Origin of the sequence: Streptomyces sp. NPDC053427 (assembly GCF_044544985.1) — a bacterium.
In the GTDB taxonomy this organism is placed as follows: domain Bacteria; phylum Actinomycetota; class Actinomycetes; order Streptomycetales; family Streptomycetaceae; genus Streptomyces.
Genome location: NZ_JBITYA010000004.1, coordinates 47,364 through 70,396, shown reverse-complemented (window position 1 = coordinate 70,396; position 23,033 = coordinate 47,364). Strand labels below are relative to the sequence as shown.

The following is a 23,033-nucleotide window of genomic DNA, read 5'->3' as shown; positions in this document are numbered from 1 at the left end:
GGACGCCTCGCCGCGCATCCCCGGTGCGGCCTGCCCGGTACGGCGCCCCCGGTACGGCGCCCCCCGTGCGGCCCGCCCGGTACGGCGCCCCCCGTGCGGCGCCCGGTACGGCATCCCCTGTGCGGCGCCCGGTACGGCCTGCCCCGTGCGGCATCCCCTGTGCGGCGCCCCGGTACGGCGTCCCCCGCGAGCCCGCCCCCTCCCGGCCGACGGCTCAGGCCTCGCGGAGGTGTTTCGCGGCCCGTTCCGCCTCCCGGACCACCTTCTCGGTGTCGACGTGCACGAGTTCGCCGTGCGCCTTGCGCAGATGGCCGTCGACGAAGACATGGCTCACGTTCGGCGGCTGGCCGTTGAGCACGATCTGGCTGGTCCAGTCGAAGCGCGGGGCGAAGTTGAGGGTGCCGGGGTCCAGGACCAGGACGTCGGCGCGCTTGCCCGGGGTCAGCGAGCCGACCCGGTCGGCCATCCCGATGCACTCCGCGCCGCCCAGCGTCGCCATCCGCAGCACGGCCGGAATCGTCGGATGGATCCCGGCGTCCTCGTGGCGGGCCCGCTGCAGCCCGACGGCCGCCTTCATCACATTGAACATGTCGGAGGTGTCGTTGGTCCCGCCGTCGTGCCCGAGCCCCGCCCGGACGCCGCGCCGGTGCATCGCGGGCAGCGGCATGATGCCGGACGCCAGCCGCATATTGCTGAGCGGGCAGTGCGCGACCCGTACGTCCCGCTCGCCGGTCAGCGCGATCTCCTCGTCGGTGAGATGGATCGCGTGGTTCATCAGCAGGTCCGGGCCGAACGCGCCGATCTCGCGCAACGAGCGGATCGGGTCGTCCTTGCGGTCGTCGCGGTGCTCGAGGACATGGGAGTTGAGCATCACGCCGAGGTCCCGGGCCACCTCGTGGAACTGCCGGAGCTCCTCGAGCGCGGACATTCCCGCATGCACCGACACCTGGGCGGAGGCCAGCGGCAGCGGGTCGAGGAAGTCCTTCTTGATCTTCGGGATGAGGTGGATGTCGGGCGCGCCCTGCGTCGAGGCGTAGACGAATCGCAGCCCCGCGTCGTCCAGCGCGCGGATGTAGCGCTCGCTGGTGTCGTACGGGATCGGATGCACCCAGTCGACGACGGTGGTGACGCCGGCCTGGAGGGCGTCGAGGGCGGCCAGATGGACGAAGCGGTACATGTCGTCGGCGTCGATCTTGGGCAGGGTGACGCGGTTGCAGCCGGCCAGCCAGCCGTAGAGGTCCTGCGTGGAGCAGCCGCCGCGGATGCTGGACTGCCACAGGTGGTTGTGCAGATCGACGAAGCCGGGGAGGACGATCCGCCCGCTCGCGTCCACCACCTGGGCATCCTGCGGCACCCGGATGCCCTTGCCGACGGCGGCGATCCTGCCGTTCCGCATCAGGACGTCGGTGCCGCCCTTGAGCTCGCCCAACGAGCCCTCGCCCACCTCGGGATCCATGGTGAGCACCAGGTCCGCGCCGCGCAGCACGGTGGTGTGCCGCCCGGCCCGTATCTCCTGTGGTGCGCCCGGTCTCCGCGGCCGTTCCCGGCGGGCCGCGGGCACACCCGCGGCGGCCGCCAGGGGAACGCCGCCCATGCCCGCCAGGACCCTGCGCCGGCTCATTTTCGGAAGGTTCATTCCGTTCTTATATCGCGGCGGTGAGCCGGCGCCGTGAGATCACTTCCAGCCAAGTGATGTGCCGTCAGAAACTCATGAGTGAGGCGAACTTGAGGGGGTTCGGGGCCGCCCGGCGCGGGGCTTTCGCGCACTCCTCGCATGGTTTCCGCTCACTCGCCGCGCCGCCGGATCTTGTTCCCGAGCCACACCAGCGGGTCGTACTTGCGATCCGCCGCGCGCTCCTTGAGCGGGATCAGCGCATTGTCGGTGATCTTGATGTTCTCCGGGCAGACCTCCGTGCAGCACTTGGTGATGTTGCAGTAGCCCAGGCCGTGGTCGTCCTGCGCGGTGCGCCTGCGGTCCAGTCCGGACTCCGGGGCGGCGTCCAGCGGATGCATGTCCAGCTCGGCGATCCGCATCAGGAAGCGCGGTCCGGCGAAGGCGGGCTTGTTCTCCTCGTGGTCGCGCACCACATGGCAGGTGTCCTGGCACAGGAAGCACTCGATGCACTTACGGAACTCCTGCGAGCGGTTCACATCCTCCTGCTGCATGCGGTACTCGCCGGGCCCGAGTTCCTGCGGCGGGACGAACGACGGGACCTCGCGCGCCTTGGTGTAGTTGAACGAGACGTCGGTGACCAGGTCGCGGATGACCGGAAAGGCCCGCATCGGGGTGACCGTGATCGTCTCCGTACGGTCGAACACCGACATCCGCGTCATGCACATCAGCCGCGGCCGCCCGTTGATCTCCGCGCTGCACGAACCGCACTTGCCCGCCTTGCAGTTCCAGCGCACCGCGAGATCGGAGGCCTGGGTCGCCTGGAGGCGGTGGATGATGTCCAGCACCACCTCGCCCTCGTGCACCTCGACCCGGAAGTCCTCCAGGGCGCCGCCGTCCGCGTCGCCCCGCCACACCCGGAAGTGCGCCTGGTACGCGCCGGACTGCCCGTTGGGCGGCCGGCCGTCGGGCCCCGGCCCGTTCGCCTGCTGAACTTCCGTCCGCTGCCCGTTCGCCTGCTGCCCGCTCACCGGCTCAGCTCCTCGTCCGTCAGATACTTCACCAGCTCCTCCTTCTCGAAGAGTTCGAGGAGATCGGGGCGGATCGGCGGGGTCTCCCGGCGGGACAGCCGGATCTGGCCCAGCCCCGGGTCCGTATCCGCCCCGGCGGTCCGGTAGTCGGCCAGCTCGCAGACCAGATTGATGTTGCGCCAGTTGCGGTCCATCGCCGGATGGTCGTCGCGGGTGTGCCCGCCGCGGCTCTCGTCGCGCTCCAGCGCCGCCCGCGCCACACACTCGCTGACCAGCAGCATGTTCCGCAGATCGATCGCCAGATGCCAGCCGGGGTTGTACTGCCGGTGCCCCTCCACGCCGGCCCGCCGGGCCCGGGCCCGCAGCCCCGCCAGCCGCTGCAGGGCCTCGGCCATCTCGCCCTCCCGGCGGATGATGCCGACCAGGTCGTTCATCGCCTGCTGGAGTTCCTGGTGCAGGGTGTAGGGATTCTCGGCCGGGGCCGTGCCGGCCACCGCACCGCCGGCGGCCTCCCGCTCTTCGTCCTCGGCGCTGAAGGGGCGCAGCGCCTCCGCCTCGGCCGCGTCGATCCCCCGCTCGTCGGGGACCGGCCGGCCGGTGACCGCCGCGGCGTACTCGGCGGCGTGCAGCCCGGCCCGGCAGCCGAAGACCAGCAGGTCGGACAGGGAATTGCCGCCCAGCCGGTTGGAGCCGTGCATACCGCCGGCCACCTCGCCGGCCGCGAACAGGCCGGGCACGCCGGTGGCCGCGGCGGTGTCCGGGTCCACCTCCACCCCGCCCATCACGTAGTGACAGGTCGGCCCGACCTCCATCGGCTCCGCCGTGATGTCCACATCCGCCAGCTCCTTGAACTGGTGGTGCATGGACGGCAGCCGCCGTTTGATCACCTCGGCCGGCATACGGGTGGAGACGTCCAGGAACACCCCGCCGTGCGGGGAGCCGCGGCCCGCCTTGACCTCGGAGTTGATGGCGCGCGCGACCTCGTCGCGGGGCAGCAGCTCGGGCGGTCGGCGGTTGTTGTCGGGGTCTTCGTACCAGCGGTCGCCCTCGTCCTCGGACTGGGCGTACTTCTCCTTGAAGACGTCCGGGATGTAGTCGAACATGAAGCGCTTGCCCTCGCTGTTGCGCAGCACCCCGCCGTCCCCGCGGACGGATTCGGTGACGAGGATCCCCTTCACCGACGGCGGCCAGACCATCCCGGTCGGATGGAACTGCACGAACTCCATGTTGATCAGCGGCGCCCCGGCCAGCAGCGCCAGCGCGTGCCCGTCGCCCGTGTACTCCCACGAATTCGAGGTCACCTTGAAGGACTTGCCGATCCCGCCGGTGGCCAGCACCACGGCCGGCGCCTCGAGGACGAAGAAGCGGCCGGACTCGCGCTCGTAGCAGAAGGCGCCCGCGACCTTCTCGCCCTCCTTCAGGACCCGGGTGACGGTGCACTCCTGGAACACCTTCAGCCGGGCGTCGGGGGAGCCGAATTCCCGCTCGTCCTCCTGCTGCAGCGAGACGATCTTCTGCTGGAGGGTGCGGATCAGCTCCAGGCCCGTACGGTCCCCGACGTGCGCCAGCCGCGGGTACTCGTGGCCGCCGAAGTTGCGCTGCGAGATCCGGCCGTCCGCGGTGCGGTCGAAGAGCGCGCCCCAGGTCTCCAGCTCCCAGACCCGGTCGGGGGCCTCCCGGGCGTGCAGCTCGGCCATCCGCCAGTGGTTGAGGAACTTCCCGCCGCGCATGGTGTCCCGGAAGTGCACCTGCCAGTTGTCGCCCTCGTTGACGTTGCCCATGCTGGCCGCGATGCCGCCCTCGGCCATCACCGTATGGGCCTTGCCGAACAGGGACTTGCAGATCACGGCCGTCCGCATGCCCGCCTCGCGGGCCTCGATCGCGGCGCGCAGCCCGGCCCCGCCGGCGCCCACCACGACCACGTCCCATGCCTGCCGGTCCACATGCGCCATCAGAAGACACACCTTTCCTTCGATGAATGGGGAAACAGCGCGCTCAGAAGAAGCGCGGATCGGCGAAGGCCCCGGTGGCCAGCAGATAGACGTACAGATCCGTGACCGCGACGCTGATCAGCGACGACCAGGCGAGCAGCATGTGCCGCTCGTTGAGCTTGCCGACCCAGCCCCACAGCCGGTAGCGCACCGGGTGCTTGGAGAAGTGCCGCAGCCGGCCGCCGACGATGTGCCGGCAGGAGTGGCACGAGAGGGTGTACGCCCAGATCAGCCCGATGTTGGCGAGGAAGACCAGGGTGCCCAGGCCCATATGCCCCCAGGCGTAGTGCCCGTCGCGGAAGGTCAGCGCGGTGTCGTACGTCAGGACGCAGGCCACCAGCACCGCGAAGTAGAAGAAGTAGCGGTGGATGTTCTGCAGGATCAGCGGGAAGCGGGTCTCGCCCGTGTACTTCTTGTGCGGCTCGGCGACCGCGCAGGCCGGCGGCGAGGCCCAGAAGCCGCGGTAGTAGGCCTTGCGGTAGTAGTAGCAGGTCAGCCGGAAGCCCAGCGGGAAGATCAGGATCAGCAGGGCGGGGGACAGGCCCCACCAGGGGCCGAAGATCTCCCAGTTGGGGCCGCCGTGCATGGTCTGGCAGTTCTGTGCCAGACACGGCGAGTAGAACGGCGACACATAGGGCGCGTGGTAGTAGTCGGCGTTCGCGAAGGCCCGCCACGTCGAATAGGCGATGAAGGCGAGCAGGCCGGCGGCGGTGCAGGCCGGGGCCAGCCACCAGCGGTCGGTCCGCAGATGGCGGGCGGGGATGGCGGCACGCGAGGCGGCATGCACGCCGGTCGCGCCCGCTTGCGGTGAGGGTTCGATGCCAGTGGCCAACGTCGGTCTCCGTGAAGGGCGCTCCGTGAAGATCGCTGCGCGAGGGGTGCTCCGCGAGGGATGTTCCGTGAGGCGTGTTCCGCGAGGCATGTTCCGCGAGGGATGCTCCGCCGGGGCGGTAACGGGGTAGGGGTCTGAGTGGGGCGAGGGCACCCCTTGAGGGATCTCAGCCAGGGGTCCTTGCCGGGGATCTCCGCCAAAGGCCTCCTCTCTAAGGCGCGTGCCGGTCCTTGGCGCCGAGCCCCTCGTCCTCGGCGTCCGTCCACAGCGCGGCGTCGTACGGGGCGTCGGAGACGGGCACCATCTCGTCGTCGGTGGCGCCGGACCGGGCCGGCTTCGTGCCCGTGGCGCTCTCCTTCAACAGGCCGAGGCTCTCGCGCAGATGGTTGGTGTCGCTGAGCACCCGGCGCATGTCCAGCCCGGGCCCGATCTGCTTCTCCAGCCGCGACACGGACCGGACCAACTCGGTCAGGTTGCTTTCAACCGCCGTCATTTCGTCCTGAAGGGACATAACGTGCCCTCACCTCCGAAGGCGTGGTGGGCGATCTCATGCGCCCGCGAGTGTCGCGCGTCACAGTAGGCGTTGGGAAGGGGTCCGGCGCGACTACGACTCGAACCGGTGCGTTTCGGCAAACATGCGCCGCGGCGGAGGTCGAACGGAAGTGCGGGGGCGGCGCGTACGGACCGCCCCCGCAACGCCGTCCGGGGCGCGTTCCGCGGGCCTTCCGGTCCCGGTATTGGGCCGGCCGGGTGACCTTGGCGGGGTGGTCGACGTGTCGCACGGCCGCGCCGGGACCGGTCGCCTTCAGTGGGGGAGCCATAGATGTGATGAGCCGCAAAGTCGGCCGAACGTGTTGGTGCGGCGCGGGCGAGCCTCGGAGGTAACTGCCATGACCGACCCAGTCAGCTCAGCGTGCCGCAGGCGCCGCTGTGCCGCGCTGATCGCGGCGGGGGTGCTGCTCCCGCTGCCTGTTCTGGCCGGATGCAGTGGCGACGACTCGGACGCGGCCGCCGCGTCCCAGGACATCGCGCCGGCCGCCCGGGAACGGCTGAAGGACGGCGGCACGATCCGCTGGGCCGTTGACAGCATGCCCGGCACCCTCAACGCCTTTCAGGCCGACGCCGACGCCACCACCACGCGGATCACCGGCGCGGTGCTGCCCACCCTGTTCACCCTCGACGACCGCGGCAGACCGCAGCGCAACGCCGACTACCTCGTCGCCGCCGACGTCACCGCCCGCGACCCGAAGCAGGTCGTCACGTACAAGATCAACCCCAAGGCGCGGTGGAGCGACGGCCGCAAGATCGGTGCCGCGGACTTCATCGCGCAGTGGAAGGCGCTGCGCGGCAAGGACAACGCCTTCTGGACGGCCCGCAACGCCGGCTACGACCGGATCGCCAAGGTCGCCCAGGGGGCGAACAAGCGCGAGGTCAAGGTCACCTTCAGCAAGCCGTATGCCGACTGGCGGTCCCTGTTCACGCCGCTGTACCCGCAGAGCGTGATGGGCGACGCCGACGCCTTCAACGACGGCACCCGCGAGCGGCTGGCGATCGCGGCCGGGCCGTTCATGATGAGCGAGCGGGAGAAGGACAGCGACCGCGTCACCCTGGTCCGCAACCCCAAGTGGTGGGGTGCCCGCGCCAAGCTCGACCGGATCGTCTTCACGGAGCTGCCGCGGGACAAACGGGCCGCCGCCCTGGCCGCCGGGGCCGTCGATGTCGCCGAGATCGACCAGGGCGCCGCCAGGAAGGTCGCCTCGGCCGGCCACCCCGCGGGCTCCGGCGCCAAGGCCGGTACGGACGCCAAGCCCGCGGCGCCCGCCAAGCTGCGCGGCTACACCGTTCGCAAGGCCCTCGAGCCCGCCTACACCCAGCTTGCGCTCAACGGCAGCACCGGCCCGCTCACCGACGAGCGGGTCCGCCGCGCGGTGGCCCGCGCCATCGACCGGCAGGCGCTCGCCGACACCGTCCTCAAGCCGCTCAGCCTGCCCGCGCAGCCCCTCGGCAGCCATCTGCTGCTGGCCGGGCAGGACGGATACGAGGACCACAGCGACGCGATCGGCGGGCAGGACGCCGGCGCCGCCAAGGCGCTGCTCGCGGACGCGGGCTGGAAGCCGGGCGGGACCACCGAGCAGGCCAAGCAGAAGCCCGGTGCGGCCGCGCCCAGCGCCTCGGACGCCGCCGCCGAAGCGTCCCCCAAGGGCGGCTCCTCGGACGGCCGCAACCCGGAGCGGCCGGGCCGGGCCGCTGCGGGCGCCCGGGCCGACGTACGGGGCCCCGGTGCCCGGCCCGCGGCCGCCGAGGCCCCGCTGTCCGCCGCGGGCGCGGTGGGCTCCGAGGTCCAGCAGTCCGCGCTGCTGCGGCAGAGCGCCACCCTCTACAAGGCGGAGGCCGCGGACCGGAGGGAGGCCGACGGCAGCGACACCACCGCCTCCCGGCACTACCAGCTGCGCGCGGCGCGGGCGATGGGCGAGGCCGAGCGGGTCGAGACCGGACAGGATTCCGCGACCGGCGAGGCGCACCCGATGAGCGCCGAGCAGGCGCGCGAGGCGCGGGCCGACGAGGAGCGGGCGCACCCGGTGGCCGCCGCCCAGGTCGCCGCGGGCAAGGACCCGGAGGCCAAGGGCGCGCCGGAGCGGAAGGGAAGGCCCGCGACGCTCGCCGCGATGCGCAAGGACGGCAAGCCGCTGACCCTGCGCTTCGTCCTTCCCGACGGCGCGGGTTCGGAGCAGCTGCGCACCGTGGGGGAGCGGATCTCGGCGATGCTCGGCAAGGTGGGCATCCAGACCTCCGTCCAGCGGGTCGCCGACGCCAGCTATTTCCAGGACCACATCGCCGCCGGCGACTACGACCTGGCGCTGTACTCCTGGCCGGGTACCGCCTACCCCGCGACCGACGCCCGCCCGATCTACGCCAAGCCCGAGCCCGCCGCCGACGGCTCGCTCACCGTCGAGCAGAACTACACCCGGGTGGGCACCGACCACATCGACCAGCTCTTCGACCAGGCGACCTCGGAGCTGGACGAGGACGAGGCCGGCAAGCTCATGGCGCAGGCCGACGCCCGCATCTGGGCCGCGGCGGGCTCCATCCCGCTCTACCAGCGCCCGGAACTGGTGGCGACCAAGAAGTCCCTCGCCAACATCGGCGCCTTCGGGTTCGCCTCGCCCCGCTTCCAGGACATCGGCTACACGAAGTCAGGGTGGAGCCAGAGCTAACATCGGGTAAGAAATCGCAGGTCAGAGGGTATGTGCACGGGCTGTGGCGGCCGAAGTCGCCGCAGCCCCGTACCATGGGGTGAGGTCGTGGCGTATGCAAGCCCGGCCGAGAGGCACACGTACCGGACCGTACGTGCCGCCACCCACGATCCGGGAGAAGCGCCGCCAGTATGCCCACCCGCCACGACATTCGTAACGTAGCCATCGTCGCCCACGTCGACCACGGCAAGACGACCCTCGTCGATGCCATGCTCAAGCAGGCCGGCTCCTTCGCCGAGCACGCCGCCGAGAAGCTCGACGACCGGATGATGGACTCGAACGACCTGGAGCGTGAGAAGGGCATCACGATCCTGGCGAAGAACACCGCCGTCAAGTACCACCCCAAGGACGGCGGGGACCCGATCACCATCAACATCATCGACACCCCCGGCCACGCCGACTTCGGTGGTGAGGTCGAGCGCGGCCTGTCGATGGTCGACGCGGTCGTCCTGCTCGTGGACGCCTCCGAGGGCCCGCTGCCGCAGACCCGATTCGTCCTCCGCAAGGCCCTCGCGGCCCGGATGCCGGTCATCCTGTGCATCAACAAGACGGACCGCCCCGACTCCCGGATCGACGAGGTCGTCAACGAGACCTACGACCTGTTCCTGGACCTGGACGCGGACGAGGAGCAGATCGAGTTCCCGATCGTCTACGCCTGCGCCCGTGACGGCGTGGCCTCGCTGACCAAGCCGGAGGACGGCACGGTCCCGGCCGACAGCACGAACCTCGAGCCGTTCTTCAGCACCCTGCTGTCGCACATCCCGGCCCCCGAGTACGACGAGTCGGCCCCCCTCCAGGCGCACGTCACCAACCTCGACGCGGACAACTTCCTCGGCCGTATCGCGCTGCTCCGCGTCGAGCAGGGCGAGCTGAAGAAGGGCCAGTCCGTCGCGTGGATCAAGCGTGACGGCACGGTCGCGAACGTCCGCATCAGCGAGCTGATGATGACCGAGGCGCTCACCCGCAAGCCGGCCGAGAAGGCGGGCCCCGGTGACATCTGTGCGGTCGCGGGTATCCCCGACATCATGATCGGCGAGACCCTGGCCGACCCGGAGAACCCGATCGCCCTCCCCCTGATCACGGTGGACGAGCCGGCCATCTCGATGACCATCGGCACCAACACCTCCCCCCTGGTCGGCCGCGGAGGCACGGGCAAGGGCGCGGATGCCAAGGCGGCGATAAAGGACCGCAAGGTCACCGCCCGCCAGGTCAAGGACCGCCTGGACCGCGAGCTGATCGGTAACGTCTCGCTCCGCGTCCTGGACACCGAGCGCCCCGACGCCTGGGAGGTCCAGGGCCGCGGTGAGCTGGCGCTCGCCATCCTGGTCGAGCAGATGCGCCGCGAGGGCTTCGAGATGACCATCGGCAAGCCGCAGGTGGTCACCAAGCAGGTCGAGGGCAAGACCTACGAGCCCGTCGAGCGCATGACGATCGACGTGCCCGAGGAGCACATGGGCGCCGTCACGCAGCTCATGGGCGTCCGCAAGGGCCGCATGGACAACATGTCGAACCACGGCTCCGGCTGGGTGCGCCTGGAGTTCGTCGTCCCGTCCCGCGGCCTCATCGGCTTCCGTACGGAGTTCCTGACGCAGACCCGTGGCACGGGCATCGCGCACTCCATCCACGAGGGCCACGAGCCGTGGTTCGGCGAGCTGAAGACCCGTAACAACGGCTCCCTGGTCGCCGACCGCGCCGGCGCCGTCACCGCCTTCGCGATGACGAACCTCCAGGAGCGCGGCGTGCTGTTCACCGACCCCGGCACCGAGGTGTACGAGGGCATGATCGTCGGCGAGAACTCGCGCGCCGACGACATGGACGTGAACATCACCAAGGAGAAGAAGCTCACCAACATGCGCTCGGCCTCGGCCGACTCCTTCGAGGCGATCGTCCCGCCGCGGAAGCTGTCCCTGGAGCAGTCCCTGGAGTTCTGCCGCGACGACGAGTGCGTCGAGGTGACCCCGGAGGCCGTCCGCATCCGCAAGGTCGTCCTGGACCAGAAGGAGCGCGGCCGCACCGCCTCGCGCGCCAAGCACGGCTGAGCCGTCGACTGTGTGAGACGGGGCGCCCCCTTCCGGGGGGCGCCCCGTCTGCTGTGGGCGGTCGGGCGAGGGGACGAAGGGAGCTGATGCGGCGGCATGGCCATCGCCTACGACCTCCAGATGGCGACCGCGGCGCCGGTGGGGGAATGCGCCCGGGAGCTGTGCGACGTCGCCCGGTCCGCCGGGCTGCTCGACGCGTCGGTCACTGCCGGGCACCTCATCGGCGAGGGGGCCGTGACCGGCGCCGGGACATGGATGCGCGTGGGGGAGGAGAGGCCGCCGCCGTGGGGCTGCCCCGTTACCGAGGACCTCGGGTTCGCGCCGACGGTGTACGCGCTGTTCCGGCTCGGCAAGTCGAGCGACCCCTCCCTTCAGCAGGACGACATGATCCGGCTGGCGTCCGGCCTGCTGACCCGGATCCCGGGTGACGCGGTGCTCCATTTCCAGTACGAGGTCATCTGGCTGCTGCGCCGCAGGGGCGAGCTGAGCCTGAACGCGAGGGACGACCTGTGGCGCCCGCACCGCCTGGCCGCCGTCGCCCCGCCCTACCGTCGCGCCACGTACGCCTTCGCCGAGGAGTGACCGGCCGTCCCTGCGTGCGGCCTCCCCTTGTGCACCGTCGCCCCCGTGACCGCCGTGGGTCTCGCCGGCGCGGCTCCGCTGACGTGTTCGGCACCATGGCCGCCGATGTGGTCCCCGTCGGTCCGGGAATCCCCTACCTGAGCCGCGGTGGGACGGGCGAGACGCGGGCTCATCGCAGCCGCGTTGCCGCGGGCGGCCGGAGGGCGGGTCGCGCACGGGCCCAGATCTCGCGGGGATCGCAGCGGTCGGCCGTCCAGGTGGCCGAGGTCAGGGACCCGCGGCCCCGGTAGCGCCGCATGATCGCGACATGCGGCGGCCAGGCGACGAAGCCGTGCAGGGCGGCCTCGTCGCGCCAGACGGCGACCGCACCGCAGCGACGGGCGAGCGGGGCCGCCCACAGCCACACGCCGACCGCCCCCTCGAGGTCCGTCCAGCCGGCGGTGAGACGGCGGGCCGCGCGGTGGACGCCCGGCAGGTCGGTGATCCGGACGAGCGTGAAGTCGGTGACGCTGACCAGGGCCGGGCCGTGGTGGGCGCCGGCCGGACCGGGCGTCCAGGAGGACCTCAGCACGATGCCGGTGCGGCCCAGGACGGTGCGCGCCCCAGGGTCGTCAGGATCTCGTCCAGCAAGTCCGCGTGACCTTCCGCCGGGAGCCCCGGGCGGAAGGCGCTCCCCGGGGCCAGCCGGGAGGCGTCGTCGGGGACGGCCCGCGCGATCGGGAGGGCGGCCCGCAGGAGCGCCGGGTCCGGGTCGTACGGCAGGCCCAGCGCCCTGGCGACGTCCCAGCCGTGGACGACGTAGTCGATGAAGTGGAAGCCGATCGCGAGGGTGGCCGGGAAGGTTCGGGCGGCGGTGAATTCCGGGAGGGCGAAGGGGCGGTCGGGGTCGTCGACCTCCGCGAAGGCGGCGATGACGTCGTCGGCCGCGTCGGCGTACCGCGCCACCGGGTCCCCGCTCGGCGGGTCGGCCCTCCAGTGCGCCAGGTCCCGGCCGTCCCCGCGTGCGGCCGCCGCGAAGCCCCGGTGCTGGGCGGTCATATGGGCGAGCAGATCCGCCAGGGTCCAGTCCGAGCAGGGGGTGGGGCGGGACGGATCCGCGGGCGTCATCCGTCCTACGACGGCCACGCTGTGCCGTACGGCGCGGGCGTTGAGGTCCCTGAGGTGAGTCAGGCGTTGCCGGTCCGGGGAGGGGCTCTCCGAGGTCGTATGCATGTGCTTACGATGTGCTCAAGCTTATGGTCTGTCAAGGGGTATTTTCTTGGCATGGGTGAGCGTGCGGGCGGCAAGGGAGCGGCGGCCGAGGGGGCCGGGGAGCGGGCCGCCCGGCCCGATCTGGCGGCGATGATCGTGCCGCTGGGCCGCGCCCTGATGGCGGCCGAGCAGCCGATCCTGGATGCGCACGGGCTGGCCATGTGGGCGTATGCCGTGCTGCTGCGGCTCGATACGACCCCGATCCGCTCCCAGGCGGCGCTGGCCGAGGCCATCGGGGCGGACAAGACCCGGATCATCGCGGTCCTCGACGATCTGGACGCGCGCGGGCTGATCCACCGCCGCCCCGATCCGGACGACCGGCGGGTGCGGCTGCTGTCGCTCACTCCCGAGGGGCGCCGGCTGCGGGACGCGGTGCAGGCGGACATCCAGCGGGGCGAGGAGGAGCTGCTGGCGCAGTTCCCGGCCGCGGAGCGGGACGGATTCGTGCGGGTGCTGCGGGCGCTGTCGGCCGGTGCGTCGGCTACGCCGAGGGGAACAGCCAGCGGATGACGGAGCCCAGCAGCATCAGCCCCGGCACCGCGAGCCACCAGCGGCTGCGCAGCCATTGGGTCGCCAGGACGAACAGCGTCAGCAGGGTGACGGCGAGGGCCAGCGCGCCGGACAGCAGCGACACCGCCTGGACGGTGCCGGCCGACCCGGATTCGTCCCAGGGGCCGTCGGGCGAGGCGACGACCGCGAGGACGAGCAGGTAGCAGGTGACCAGGTTCGACGGCAGCAGTATCGCGGCGCCGGCGATCGACCCGGCGAGGTCTCCGTGGCCCCGGCGGGTCTTCTCTGGGTGACTCATTGCAGGGCGGGCCTTGATTCGTCGCGTCATGGGGGCGGGTGCAGGCGTGTGCCGGGCCGGCGCTTCGGGGCGGGGGGCGTCGCGGGTGGTCACATCCCCGTGGATACGGCCGTCCTGGAGCGAACCGGCGGTCGCCGCCCGGAAAGGTGCACCGCTGTCGATGGATACGGGATCCGTCCCGTCGCCGTCATCCGTCCTCCCCCGATCGGTTCCCCGGAAAGGATGGTCAGCGGGAGGACGGGGCGTCAAGCCGGCCCAAGGGCGGCCCTGTCCGGCCGGACCGATCCGCCGGACCGATCCGCCGGGACGGCTCCGTACGGGCCGTCGGCCGTGACCGCGGGGGCGACGGCCGGACGGGCTCCCTTGTGGCAGGCGCCCCGCCCCGGTGCCGAGTACCGGATCGGGCATACGAGGGTTTTCTCGGGTTTTCGGAGCGCTGACGGTCAGCGCTGGGTGCATTATGTCTAATTTTGCGCTCTTATATGGCCAAAGCGTGTTCGGGAAACCTGAGGAGGCATCACCCCATGCGTGGAGCCACGCGCGCGAAGTGGGCCGTATGTGCCGTCGCCGTCGCCCTCGCGGCCACGGCCTGCGGGGGTGGGGGCGGCGGCTCGGACAGCGCCGGGGTGGTCAGCTCGTCCTGGGGGGATCCGCAGAATCCGCTGGAGCCCGCGAACACCAATGAGGTGCAGGGCGGCAAGGTCATGGAGATGCTCTTCCGGGGGCTCAAGCGCTACAACCCCAAGACCGGCGCCGCCGAGAACGTCATCGCGGAATCGATCGAGACGCCGGACTCGCAGAATTTCACCGTGAAGCTGAAGGGCGGCTGGACCTTCAGCAATGGGGAACCGGTCACCGCCAAGTCCTTTGTGGACGCCTGGAATTACGGCGCACTGCTCGACAACAAGCAGAAGAACGCGTCCTTCTTCCAGTACATCGACGGGTTCGACAAGGTGCATCCGGCCAGTGGCACGCCGACGGCCAAGACGCTGTCGGGCCTTGCGGTGAAGGACGACAAGACCTTTACCGTCAAGCTGAACCAGAAGTTCTCCAGCTGGCCCGACACCCTCGGCTATTCGGCCTTCATGCCGCTGCCGCAGGCCTTCTACAAGGATCACGACGCCTGGCTGAAGAAGCCGGTCGGCAACGGCCCCTACACGGTGGACTCGTACACCAAGGGCTCCGCGATGAAGATGCGCAAGTGGGACAAGTACCCGGGATCGGATCCGGCGCAGAACGGCGGCATCGATCTGCGGGTGTACACCGACAACAACACCGCGTACACGGACCTCCAGGCGGGGAATCTGGATCTCGTCGACGATGTGCCGGCCGCGCAGCTCAAGAACGTCAAGCGGGATCTCGGGAACCGGTACATCAATCAGCCGGCCGGGATCATTCAGACCCTCACCTTCCCCATGTACGACAAGGACTGGGGCGGCGAGGGGGAGAAGGCGAAGCTGCGGCGGGGCATCTCGATGGCCATCGACCGCAAGCAGATCACCGATGAGATCTTCCAGAAGACGCGGACGCCCGCCACGGACTGGACCTCGCCGGTGCTGGGGGCGAAGGGGGGATACAAGGCGGGACTGTGCGGCGACGCCTGCGAATTCAATGCGGCAAAGGCCAAGCAGCTGATCGAAGAGGGCGGCGGACTGCCCGGCGGGAAGATGACGATCGCCTACAACGCGGACACCGGGTCGCACAAGGACTGGATCGACGCGATCTGCAACAGCATCAACAACTCGCTGGGCAGCGACAAGGCGTGTGTCGGCGCCCCGGTCGGCACGTTCGCGGACTTCCGTAACAAGATCCAGGCGAAGCAGATGACCGGGCCGTTCCGGGCCGGCTGGCAGATGGACTATCCGCTGATCCAGAACTTCCTGCAGCCGCTGTACTACACGGATGCGGCGTCCAACGACGGCAAGTTCAGCAACGCCGACTTCGACAATCTGATCGACGAGGCGAATGCGCAGACCGACACCGGCAAGGCCGTCGCGAAATTCCAGGACGCGGAGAAGATCCTCGCCGAGCAGATGCCCGCCATTCCGCTGTGGTACCAGAACGGCAGCGGCGGCTATTCCGACCGGATCAGCAATGTGTCGCTGAATCCGTTCAGCGTCCCCGTCTACAACGAGATCAAGGTGGTGTGAGGCCCTCCGGGCCCCGCTCATGGGACGCTATGTGATCCGGCGGCTGCTCCAGATGATCCCGGTGTTCATCGGCAGCACCTTCCTGATCTTCTTCATGGTGTACGCGCTCGGTGACCCGGTTGCCGCACTCTTCGGTGACCGGGCACCGGACCCCGCCACCGCTGCCCAGATCCGTGCCGATCTCTACCTCGACCAGCCGTTGTGGAAGCAGTATCTGCACTACATGGGGCAGATCTTCCAGGGGAATTTCGGCACCGCCTTCAACGGCCAGTCGGTCACCGAACTGATGGCGGACGCCTTTCCCGTCACGTTGCGGCTGACGCTCGTCGCCATTGTCATCGAAATGATCGTGGGCGTGGTGCTGGGAGTGTTCAGCGGGCTGCGGCGCGGGCGGAGCGTGGACACCTCCGTGCTGCTGCTCACCCTCGTCGTGGTGTCCATCCCCACCTTCGTCAGCGGCTATGTGCTGCAGTTCCTGTTCGGTGTGCAATGGGGCTGGGCCGCGCCGACCGTTTCCACCGACGCCCCGCTGAACGAACTCCTGCTGCCGGGGCTGGTGCTGGCGCTGGTGTCGCTCGCCTATGTCACCCGGCTGACCCGCACGTCGATCGCGGAGAACGCCCGCGCGGACTATGTCCGTACGGCCGTGGCGAAAGGCCTGCCCGGACACCGGGTCATCACCCGCCATCTGCTGCGCAATTCGCTGATCCCCGTCGTCACCTTCATCGGCACCGATATCGGTGCGCTGATGGGCGGCGCCATCGTCACCGAGCGCATCTTCAATATCCACGGCGTGGGATTCCAGCTCTATCAGGGCATTCTGCGGCAGAATTCGCCGACCGTGGTCGGCTTCGTCACGATTCTGGTGCTGGTCTTCCTGATCGCGAATCTGCTCGTCGATCTGCTGTACGCCGTCCTCGACCCGAGGATCCGCTATGCCTGAGTCCTACGAGCCGTATGAGTCCTACGTCCCGAAGGAGGCCATCGGCCACGGGGACGGCGGCTCCGCCGCGCTGGCCATCGGCGAGGCCGAATCGCTGGAGCGGGTCCCGGGGGCCGGCCCACCGGGCGGCGAGCCCACCGGCAAGCCGCGCAGCCTGTGGAGCGACGCCTGGCACGATCTGCGCCGTAACCCCGTCTTCGTGATCTCCGCGCTGGTCATCGTTTTTCTGGTGATCATCGCGATCTGGCCGCAGCTGATCGCCACCGGCAACCCGTACCGCGGCGATCTGGCCAAGGCGCAGCAGGGTGCCCAGCCCGGCCACCCCTTCGGCTTCGACACCCAGGGCCGGGACGTCTACACCCGGGTGGTCTACGGCGCCCGCGCCTCCATCACCGTCGGCGTCTGCGCCACCGCGGGCGCCGCCCTGCTGGGCAGCCTGATGGGCGGCCTGGCCGGGTTCTTCGGCCGCTGGTGGGACACCCTGCTGTCGCGGCTGGCGGACATCTTCTTCGGCATCCCGGTGATCCTCGGGGGGCTGGTCTTCCTCTCCGTCATCACCAGCAGCACCGTCTGGCCGGTGGTCGGCTTCATCGTGCTGCTGGGCTGGCCGCAGATCTCCCGCATCGCCCGCGGCGCCGTGGTCACCGCCAAACAGAACGACTACGTCCAGGCGGCGCGGGCGCTGGGCGCCGGAAACGGACGGCTGCTGCTGCGGCACATCGCCCCGAACGCCGTCGCGCCGGTCATCGTCGTCGCCACCATCGCGCTCGGCACGTACATCTCCCTGGAGGCGACCCTGTCCTACCTGGGCGCCGGTCTGAAGCCGCCGACCGTCTCCTGGGGCATCGACATCTCCGCGGCCTCGACCTACATCCGCAATGCGCCGCACATGCTGCTGTGGCCCGCGGGCGCGCTGAGCATCACGGTGCTGGCGTTCATCATGCTCGGCGACGCGGTGCGCGACGCCCTCGACCCCAAGTTGCGCTGAGGAGCGGGCAGATGACCAACCCGAGCGATGACGCGGCCCCGTCGGCGGACGGTGACGTCCTGCTCGACGTGCGCGATCTGCGGGTGGAGTTCCGTACCCGGGACGGCATCGCCCAGGCCGTCAACGGCGTGAGCTACCGGGTGGCGGCGGGGCAGACGCTGGCGGTGCTGGGGGAGTCCGGCTCCGGCAAGTCCGTCACCGCGCAGGCCGTGATGGGCATTCTCGACTCGCCGCCGGGGTTCGTCACCGGCGGCGAGGTCGTCTTCCAGGGGCGCGATCTGCTCCGGCTGAGCAAGGAGGAGCGGCGCAAGGTCCGCGGCGCGAAGATGGCGATGATCTTCCAGGACGCGCTGTCCTCCCTGAACCCGGTGCTGAGCGTCGGGGTGCAGCTGGGGGAGATGTTCCGGGTCCATGAGGGGATGTCCCGTAAGGGAGCGCGGGACAAGGCCGTCGAGCTGATGGAGCGGGTGGGGATCCCCGCGGCCAGGGAGCGGGTGGGGGACTATCCGCACCAGTTCTCCGGCGGGATGCGCCAGCGCATCATGATCGCGATGGCGCTCGCGCTCGCCCCCGAACTGATCATCGCCGACGAGCCGACCACGGCCCTCGACGTCACCGTCCAGGCGCAGGTGATGGACCTGCTCGCGGAGCTGCGGCGCGAGTACCACATGGGGCTCATTCTGATCACCCACGACCTGGGCGTGGTCGCGGACGTCGCCGACACGATCGCCGTGATGTACGCGGGGCGGATCGTCGAGACCGCCCCCGTCCACCAGCTCTACAAGGCGCCCGCGCACCCGTACACCCGCGGCCTGCTGGAATCCATTCCGCGGCTCGACCGCAAGGGCCGGGAGCTGTACGCGATCAAGGGCCTGCCGCCCAATCTCACCGCCATCCCGCCGGGCTGCCCCTTCAACCCGCGCTGCCCGCTCGCCCAGGACATCTGTCTGACGGACCGTCCGCCGCTGTACGACGTGGGCCCCGGCCGGGCCAGCGCCTGCCATTTCTGGAAGGAGACCCTCGATGGCGCACGGTGACGGCCCCCGGGCGCGGGCGGCGCTCGGCGAACCCATCCTGGAGATCCGCGACCTGGTCAAGCACTACCCGCTCACCCAGGGCGTGCTCGTCAAGAAGCAGATCGGCGCGGTGAAGGCCGTCGACGGGGTCTCGTTCGATCTGCGGAAGGGCGAAACGCTCGGCATCGTCGGCGAATCGGGCTGCGGGAAGTCCACGCTCGCCAAGATGCTGGTGGGGCTGGAGCGGCCGACGTCCGGTCGGATCAGCTATCAGGGGCAGGACATCACCATGCTGTCCGGGCGCGCGATGAAGGCCGTACGGCGCAACATCCAGATGGTCTTCCAGGACCCCTACACCTCCCTGAACCCCCGGATGACGGTCGGCGACATCGTCGGCGAGCCGTACGAGATCCACCCCGAGGTGGCCCCCAAGGGGGACCGCCGCAAGAAGGTTCAGGAACTCCTGGACGTGGTGGGGCTCAACCCGGAATACATCAACCGCTATCCGCATCAGTTCTCCGGCGGGCAGCGGCAGCGGATCGGCATCGCACGGGGGCTGGCGCTGCGGCCGGAGATCATCGTCGCCGACGAGCCGGTCTCCGCGCTGGATGTCTCCGTCCAGGCCCAAGTGATCAATCTTCTGGACCAGTTGCAGGACGAGTTCGACCTCTCCTACGTCTTCATCGCGCACGATCTGTCCGTCGTCCGGCACATCTCCGACCGGGTCGCGGTGATGTACCTCGGCCGCCTCGCCGAGACCGGCACCGACGAGCAGATCTACGAGCATCCCACCCACCCGTACACCCAGGCGCTGCTGTCCGCCGTGCCCGTACCCGACCCGGACGCCCGCGAGCACCGCGAACGCATCCTGCTGGCCGGTGACGTCCCCTCGCCCGCCAACCCGCCCTCCGGCTGCCGCTTCCGTACGCGGTGCTGGAAGGCGCAGCCGCTGTGCGCGGAGGTCGTCCCGCCGCTGGAGGTACCCGCCCCGTTCCGGGACACCGAGGGCCCGGCCGGGCACGCATCGGCCTGCCACTTCGCGGAGGAGCGGAAGGTGGTACCGAGCGAATAGCGCCGTGGGGGTGCCCGGCCTCCGCGGCCGGGCACCCCCACGTAGGACGGCTCGTCACAGGCTCTTGCCGGTCGCGCCCTTCTCGTCGGAGCCGGCCGGACCGTTGCCCGCCGCCTCCTCGATGGCCGCAAGCGCCGGGTCCAGGACGATGTCCTCGCCCCGCGCCGCCGTCGTCGGCTCCTCCGGGAAGTGGCAGGCGGTCAGATGTCCCGCCTCGTTCCCCGAGATCTGGACCAGCGGCGGCTGCTCGGTCGCGCACTTGTCCTGGGCCTTCCAGCACCGGGTGCGGAAGCGGCAGCCCGAGGGCGGGTTGATGGGGGAGGGGACGTCGCCGGCGAGGCGGATGCGCTCGCGGCCCTCCTCGTCGTCCTCCACCAGCTTGGCCTCCGGTACGGCGGAGAGCAGGGCGTGGGTGTACGGGTGCCGCGGGCGGTGGTAGATCTCCTCGCGGGAGCCCACCTCGACGATCTTGCCGAGGTACATCACCGCGACCCGCTCGCTGAAGTGCCGGACGATCGCCAGGTCGTGGGCGATGAACAGGAACGCGATGCCCAGCTCGCGCTGGAGCTTCTGGAGCAGGTTGACGACCTGCGCCTGGATCGAGACGTCGAGGGCCGAGACCGGCTCGTCGGCGACGATCAGCTTCGGTTCCAGGGCGAGCGCGCGGGCGACGCCGATGCGCTGGCGCTGGCCGCCGGAGAACTCGTGCGGGAAGCGGTTGTAGTGCTCCGGATTGAGACCCACGGTCTCCAGGAGCTCGCGGATCCGCTTCTCCCGGCCGCCGGGCGGATTGATCCCGTTGATCTCCATCGGGCCGCCGATGATGGTGCCGACCGTCTGCCGCGGGTTCAGCGAGGCATACGGGTCCTGGAAGATCATCTGGATCTCGGAGCGGACCGGCGCCAGTTGCTTGCGGTTGGCGCGCGTGATGTCCCGGCCCGCGTACGTGATCTTGCCGGAGGTCGGCTCCATCAGACGGGTCAGCAGCCGTCCGGTGGTGGACTTTCCGCAGCCCGACTCGCCGACCAGGCCGAAGCTCTCGCCGGCGTGCACGGTCAGGTCCAGGCCGTCGACGGCCTGGACCGCGCCGACCTTCCGCCGGAACGGGAAGCCGCCGTAGATCGGGAAGTGCTTGGTCAGCGCCTCGGCGGTGAGCAGCGGCTCGCCCAGGGCGGGCGCCGTATCGCGGGGCGTGGGGAGAGTGACGTTGTCGGTCATGGTGATGGCTCCCTAGCCCAGCCGGGGCTTGATCTGCTCGGTGAAGAAGGTCTGCTTCTGCTCGGCGGTCAGATGGCACGCGGCGGCGCGGCCGAGCGCCAGCGGCGGCCGGTCGTCGGCGCAGCGCGCACCGCTGACCTGGTCGACGAAGCCGCAGCGCGGGTTGAAGGCGCAGCCGGTGGGCGGGTTGAGCAGGCTCGGCGGGGCGCCGGGGATCGGGTACAGCGCCTCGTTGACGTCCGAGGACAGCCGCGGCATCGAGCTCAGCAGGCCCCAGGTGTACGGGTGCTGGGGCTGCGTGAGGATCTCCTTGACCGAGCCGCGCTCCACCGCCCGGCCGGCGTACATCACCAGCAGGTCGTCCGCGGTGTTGGCGACCACGCCCAGGTCATGGGTGATCAGGATGATCGCGGAGCCGAACTCCTGCTGGAGGTCCTTGAGCAGGTCCAGGATCTGGGCCTGCACGGTGACGTCCAGCGCGGTGGTCGGCTCGTCCGCGATCAGCAGCTCGGGGTTGCACACCAGCGCCATGGCGATCATGGCGCGCTGGCGCATACCGCCGGAGAACTGGTGCGGATAGTCGTCCACCCGCAGATTCGGCTGCGGAATACCGACCTTGGTCAGCATCTCGATCGCCCGCTGCCGGCCCTCGCGCTTGCTGGCGCCGGTGTGCTTGATGAACGGCTCCGCGATCTGCCGGCCGACCGTGTAGTACGGCGAGAGCGCGGTCAGCGCGTCCTGGAAGATCATGGCCATCTTGTCGCCGCGGAGCTTTTCCAGGGTCTTCTCCCGGGCCCCGGTCAGCTCCTGGCCGTCCAGGGTGATCTCCCCCGTGATCTCGGTCGACCTGGGGCTGTGCAGGCCCAGGACGGCGAGGTTGGTGACGGACTTGCCGGAGCCGGACTCGCCGACGATGCCGAGCGTCTGGCCGCGTTCGAGGTCGAAGGAGAGGCCGTCGACCGCCTTGACGATGCCGTCCTCGGTGGAGAACCGCACATGCAGGTCACGGACGGAGAGGAAGGGGTCCGATCCGGTCGGGACCGGCGCGTCCTCGGTCTTGGTGAGGGATGTGGTCACTTCAGGCTCTCCTAGGACAGGCGCACGCGCGGGTCGATGAGCGCATACGTCGCATCCACGATGATGTTGAACAGGATGATGAACGCGGCCGCGAAGAGCATCACGCCCATGACCGTGGGCAGGTCGGTGTTGAGCACCGACTGCATCGACAGGGTGCCCAGGCCCGGCAGCGCGAACGTCACCTCGGTGATCATGGCGCCGCCGAAGAGGGTGCCCAGGTCGATGCCGAAGATGGTGACGATGGGGATCAGCGAGCCCCGCCAGGCGTAGCGGAAGAAGACCGTCCGGGCCGACATGCCCTTGGCACGGGCCGCGCGGACGTGCTCCTCCTGGAGCTGTTCGATCATCGCGGAGCGCGCCATACGGGTGTACTGGGCGGTGAAGATGATCGACAGCACGCACCACGGGATCAGCAGGCCCATGAACCAGCCGGCGGGATCCTCCGTGATGGGCACGTACTTCGGCTGTCCCAGGAGATTGGTGTTGTAGACGAGCAGCGCCAGCACGATCGGGCCGATGAAATAGATCTGCATCGAGCTGAGCACCAGCGAGACCGAGCTGAAGATCTTGTCGATCAGCGTGCCCTGCTTCCAGGCGGCCAGCATGCCGGTGGCCAGGCCGACGAACAGGAAGACCGCGGCGCCGCCGATGGTCAGCGACAGGGTGATCGGGAAGCGATCGACGATGGTGCTCCACACCGCGTCGCCGGTGGCGAAGGAGTAGCCGAAGCACGGGGCGGGGCACGGCCCTTGGGCGAAGTCGCGGCCGGTGATGATGCCGGACATGAAGTGCCAGTACTGCACCGGGACGGGCTGGTCGAGCCCCAGGTTCTTGTGGATGATCGCGAGTGCGTCGGGGCCGCAGTTCCGTCCGCAGGCCAGCAGCGCGGGATCCCTTGGGGCGGCGAAGAAGAGGAAGAACGTGAACGCGCTGATGAGCAGCAGGATCACGAGCGCGCCGAGAGACCGGCGGACGAGGAATCGAAGCATGGCAGATCGCAGCTCTCGTGGGGCAGCGGAAGTGTGGAGGGTGGGGGCGGGCGCGGGGGGGGGGGGGGGGGGGGGGGGGGCCCCCCCCCCCCGGGGCCCCGGGTTTGGGTGGGGGGTGTAGATTTGAGAAAAAATGTTGTGGTGGGTTGGGGGGGTTTTTTACTGTTTTTGTAAAAACGC

The 23,033-nt window shown here is 70.1% G+C and carries 20 protein-coding genes; 9 read left to right on the top strand and 11 right to left on the bottom strand.

Annotated features, from left to right (window positions below; translation table 11 throughout):
- Positions 1 to 214: 214 nt before the first annotated feature.
- The 5 genes from ACIGWZ_RS12030 to ACIGWZ_RS12010 all read right to left on the bottom strand — a co-directional run bounded on the left by ACIGWZ_RS12030 (position 215) and on the right by ACIGWZ_RS12010 (position 5,977).
- The gene (locus ACIGWZ_RS12030; RefSeq protein WP_400063423.1) at positions 215 to 1,621 is read right to left on the bottom strand and encodes an amidohydrolase family protein; all 1,407 of its coding nucleotides are present in this window, start codon (positions 1,619 to 1,621) and stop codon (positions 215 to 217) included.
- 164 nt (positions 1,622 to 1,785) lie between these two features.
- Positions 1,786 to 2,643 (bottom strand): succinate dehydrogenase/fumarate reductase iron-sulfur subunit, encoded by an 858-nt coding sequence (locus ACIGWZ_RS12025; RefSeq protein WP_400063421.1) that lies wholly within the window; start codon positions 2,641 to 2,643, stop codon positions 1,786 to 1,788.
- Entirely contained in the window at positions 2,640 to 4,595 is a 1,956-nt protein-coding gene (locus tag ACIGWZ_RS12020; protein WP_400063419.1) for a fumarate reductase/succinate dehydrogenase flavoprotein subunit, read from the bottom strand. The genes ACIGWZ_RS12025 and ACIGWZ_RS12020 overlap by 4 nt, the downstream gene beginning before the upstream one ends.
- A 43-nt stretch (positions 4,596 to 4,638) precedes the next feature.
- Positions 4,639 to 5,466, bottom strand: coding sequence for a hypothetical protein (locus ACIGWZ_RS12015; RefSeq protein ID WP_400063417.1), 828 nt, complete (start codon positions 5,464 to 5,466; stop codon positions 4,639 to 4,641).
- A gap of 211 nt (positions 5,467 to 5,677) precedes the next feature.
- Complete coding sequence (locus tag ACIGWZ_RS12010) at positions 5,678 to 5,977, bottom strand: hypothetical protein (protein WP_400063416.1); 300 nt, start codon at positions 5,975 to 5,977, stop codon at positions 5,678 to 5,680.
- Between the two features lie 379 nt (positions 5,978 to 6,356).
- Here ACIGWZ_RS12010 and ACIGWZ_RS12005 point away from each other — a divergent pair, with 379 nt between their 5' ends.
- The 3 genes from ACIGWZ_RS12005 to ACIGWZ_RS11995 all read left to right on the top strand — a co-directional run bounded on the left by ACIGWZ_RS12005 (position 6,357) and on the right by ACIGWZ_RS11995 (position 11,341).
- Positions 6,357 to 8,681, top strand: coding sequence for an ABC transporter family substrate-binding protein (locus tag ACIGWZ_RS12005; protein WP_400063414.1), 2,325 nt, complete (start codon positions 6,357 to 6,359; stop codon positions 8,679 to 8,681).
- Positions 8,682 to 8,851: 170 nt separating this feature from the next.
- Positions 8,852 to 10,759 carry a translational GTPase TypA gene (gene typA / locus ACIGWZ_RS12000; protein ID WP_400063412.1) on the top strand — a complete coding sequence of 636 codons (1,908 nt, stop codon included), beginning with the start codon at positions 8,852 to 8,854 and terminating at the stop codon, positions 10,757 to 10,759.
- Between the two features lie 96 nt (positions 10,760 to 10,855).
- Positions 10,856 to 11,341 (top strand): SitI3 family protein, encoded by a 486-nt coding sequence (locus ACIGWZ_RS11995; protein ID WP_400063410.1) that lies wholly within the window; start codon positions 10,856 to 10,858, stop codon positions 11,339 to 11,341.
- Between the two features lie 169 nt (positions 11,342 to 11,510).
- Here the strand turns inward: ACIGWZ_RS11995 and ACIGWZ_RS11990 are convergent, their stop codons facing one another.
- Entirely contained in the window at positions 11,511 to 11,912 is a 402-nt protein-coding gene (locus ACIGWZ_RS11990; RefSeq protein ID WP_400063409.1) for a hypothetical protein, read from the bottom strand.
- Positions 11,906 to 12,553 (bottom strand): TIGR03086 family metal-binding protein, encoded by a 648-nt coding sequence (locus tag ACIGWZ_RS11985; protein WP_400063407.1) that lies wholly within the window; start codon positions 12,551 to 12,553, stop codon positions 11,906 to 11,908. The genes ACIGWZ_RS11990 and ACIGWZ_RS11985 overlap by 7 nt, the downstream gene beginning before the upstream one ends.
- A 51-nt stretch (positions 12,554 to 12,604) precedes the next feature.
- On the opposite strand from ACIGWZ_RS11985, the gene ACIGWZ_RS11980 reads away from it, so the two are divergent.
- Positions 12,605 to 13,102 (top strand): MarR family winged helix-turn-helix transcriptional regulator, encoded by a 498-nt coding sequence (locus ACIGWZ_RS11980; RefSeq protein ID WP_400063405.1) that lies wholly within the window; start codon positions 12,605 to 12,607, stop codon positions 13,100 to 13,102.
- Here ACIGWZ_RS11980 and ACIGWZ_RS11975 read toward each other — a convergent pair.
- Complete coding sequence (locus ACIGWZ_RS11975) at positions 13,074 to 13,400, bottom strand: hypothetical protein (RefSeq protein ID WP_400063404.1); 327 nt, start codon at positions 13,398 to 13,400, stop codon at positions 13,074 to 13,076. The two genes, ACIGWZ_RS11980 and ACIGWZ_RS11975, sit on opposite strands and share 29 nt — an antisense overlap.
- Positions 13,401 to 13,924: 524 nt before the next feature.
- On the opposite strand from ACIGWZ_RS11975, the gene ACIGWZ_RS11970 reads away from it, so the two are divergent.
- The 5 genes from ACIGWZ_RS11970 to ACIGWZ_RS11950 are packed head-to-tail and all read left to right on the top strand — an operon-like array spanning position 13,925 to position 19,569.
- Positions 13,925 to 15,550 (top strand): ABC transporter substrate-binding protein, encoded by a 1,626-nt coding sequence (locus ACIGWZ_RS11970; RefSeq protein ID WP_400063402.1) that lies wholly within the window; start codon positions 13,925 to 13,927, stop codon positions 15,548 to 15,550.
- Positions 15,551 to 15,569: 19 nt separating this feature from the next.
- Positions 15,570 to 16,493, top strand: a complete 924-nt coding sequence (locus ACIGWZ_RS11965) for an ABC transporter permease (protein ID WP_400063401.1) — start codon at positions 15,570 to 15,572, stop codon at positions 16,491 to 16,493.
- A complete protein-coding gene (locus tag ACIGWZ_RS11960; RefSeq protein WP_400063399.1) occupies positions 16,486 to 17,481 on the top strand; it encodes an ABC transporter permease in 996 nt (331 codons plus the stop codon). Before ACIGWZ_RS11965 ends, ACIGWZ_RS11960 begins: the two co-directional genes overlap by 8 nt.
- An 11-nt stretch (positions 17,482 to 17,492) precedes the next feature.
- Positions 17,493 to 18,518, top strand: a complete 1,026-nt coding sequence (locus ACIGWZ_RS11955) for an ABC transporter ATP-binding protein (protein ID WP_400063398.1) — start codon at positions 17,493 to 17,495, stop codon at positions 18,516 to 18,518.
- The gene (locus ACIGWZ_RS11950; protein WP_400063396.1) at positions 18,505 to 19,569 is read left to right on the top strand and encodes an ABC transporter ATP-binding protein; all 1,065 of its coding nucleotides are present in this window, start codon (positions 18,505 to 18,507) and stop codon (positions 19,567 to 19,569) included. The genes ACIGWZ_RS11955 and ACIGWZ_RS11950 overlap by 14 nt, the downstream gene beginning before the upstream one ends.
- A 54-nt stretch (positions 19,570 to 19,623) precedes the next feature.
- Here ACIGWZ_RS11950 and ACIGWZ_RS11945 read toward each other — a convergent pair whose 3' ends face one another.
- The 3 genes from ACIGWZ_RS11945 to ACIGWZ_RS11935 are packed head-to-tail and all read right to left on the bottom strand — an operon-like array spanning position 19,624 to position 22,853.
- Positions 19,624 to 20,787 carry an ABC transporter ATP-binding protein gene (locus ACIGWZ_RS11945; protein ID WP_400063394.1) on the bottom strand — a complete coding sequence of 388 codons (1,164 nt, stop codon included), beginning with the start codon at positions 20,785 to 20,787 and terminating at the stop codon, positions 19,624 to 19,626.
- A gap of 12 nt (positions 20,788 to 20,799) precedes the next feature.
- Entirely contained in the window at positions 20,800 to 21,864 is a 1,065-nt protein-coding gene (locus ACIGWZ_RS11940) for an ABC transporter ATP-binding protein (RefSeq protein ID WP_400063392.1), read from the bottom strand.
- 11 nt (positions 21,865 to 21,875) lie between these two features.
- Entirely contained in the window at positions 21,876 to 22,853 is a 978-nt protein-coding gene (locus ACIGWZ_RS11935) for an ABC transporter permease (protein ID WP_400063389.1), read from the bottom strand.
- Between the last annotated feature and the right edge of the window lie 180 nt (positions 22,854 to 23,033).

Bases quoted from the DNA above. Each gene is read 5' to 3' on its own strand.
- ACIGWZ_RS12030 (WP_400063423.1), bottom strand. From the start codon at position 1,621: ATGAGCCGGCGCAGGGTCCTGGCGGGCATGGGCGGCGTTCCCCTGGCG.
- ACIGWZ_RS12020 (WP_400063419.1), bottom strand. From the start codon at position 4,595: ATGGCGCATGTGGACCGGCAGGCATGGGACGTGGTCGTGGTGGGCGCC.
- ACIGWZ_RS12010 (WP_400063416.1), bottom strand. From the start codon at position 5,977: ATGTCCCTTCAGGACGAAATGACGGCGGTTGAAAGCAACCTGACCGAG.
- ACIGWZ_RS12005 (WP_400063414.1), top strand. From the start codon at position 6,357: ATGACCGACCCAGTCAGCTCAGCGTGCCGCAGGCGCCGCTGTGCCGCG.
- typA (WP_400063412.1), top strand. From the start codon at position 8,852: ATGCCCACCCGCCACGACATTCGTAACGTAGCCATCGTCGCCCACGTC.
- ACIGWZ_RS11995 (WP_400063410.1), top strand. From the start codon at position 10,856: ATGGCCATCGCCTACGACCTCCAGATGGCGACCGCGGCGCCGGTGGGG.
- ACIGWZ_RS11985 (WP_400063407.1), bottom strand. From the start codon at position 12,553: ATGCATACGACCTCGGAGAGCCCCTCCCCGGACCGGCAACGCCTGACT.
- ACIGWZ_RS11980 (WP_400063405.1), top strand. From the start codon at position 12,605: ATGGGTGAGCGTGCGGGCGGCAAGGGAGCGGCGGCCGAGGGGGCCGGG.
- ACIGWZ_RS11975 (WP_400063404.1), bottom strand. From the start codon at position 13,400: ATGAGTCACCCAGAGAAGACCCGCCGGGGCCACGGAGACCTCGCCGGG.
- ACIGWZ_RS11970 (WP_400063402.1), top strand. From the start codon at position 13,925: ATGCGTGGAGCCACGCGCGCGAAGTGGGCCGTATGTGCCGTCGCCGTC.
- ACIGWZ_RS11965 (WP_400063401.1), top strand. From the start codon at position 15,570: ATGGGACGCTATGTGATCCGGCGGCTGCTCCAGATGATCCCGGTGTTC.
- ACIGWZ_RS11960 (WP_400063399.1), top strand. From the start codon at position 16,486: ATGCCTGAGTCCTACGAGCCGTATGAGTCCTACGTCCCGAAGGAGGCC.
- ACIGWZ_RS11955 (WP_400063398.1), top strand. From the start codon at position 17,493: ATGACCAACCCGAGCGATGACGCGGCCCCGTCGGCGGACGGTGACGTC.
- ACIGWZ_RS11950 (WP_400063396.1), top strand. From the start codon at position 18,505: ATGGCGCACGGTGACGGCCCCCGGGCGCGGGCGGCGCTCGGCGAACCC.
- ACIGWZ_RS11945 (WP_400063394.1), bottom strand. From the start codon at position 20,787: ATGACCGACAACGTCACTCTCCCCACGCCCCGCGATACGGCGCCCGCC.
- ACIGWZ_RS11935 (WP_400063389.1), bottom strand. From the start codon at position 22,853: ATGCTTCGATTCCTCGTCCGCCGGTCTCTCGGCGCGCTCGTGATCCTG.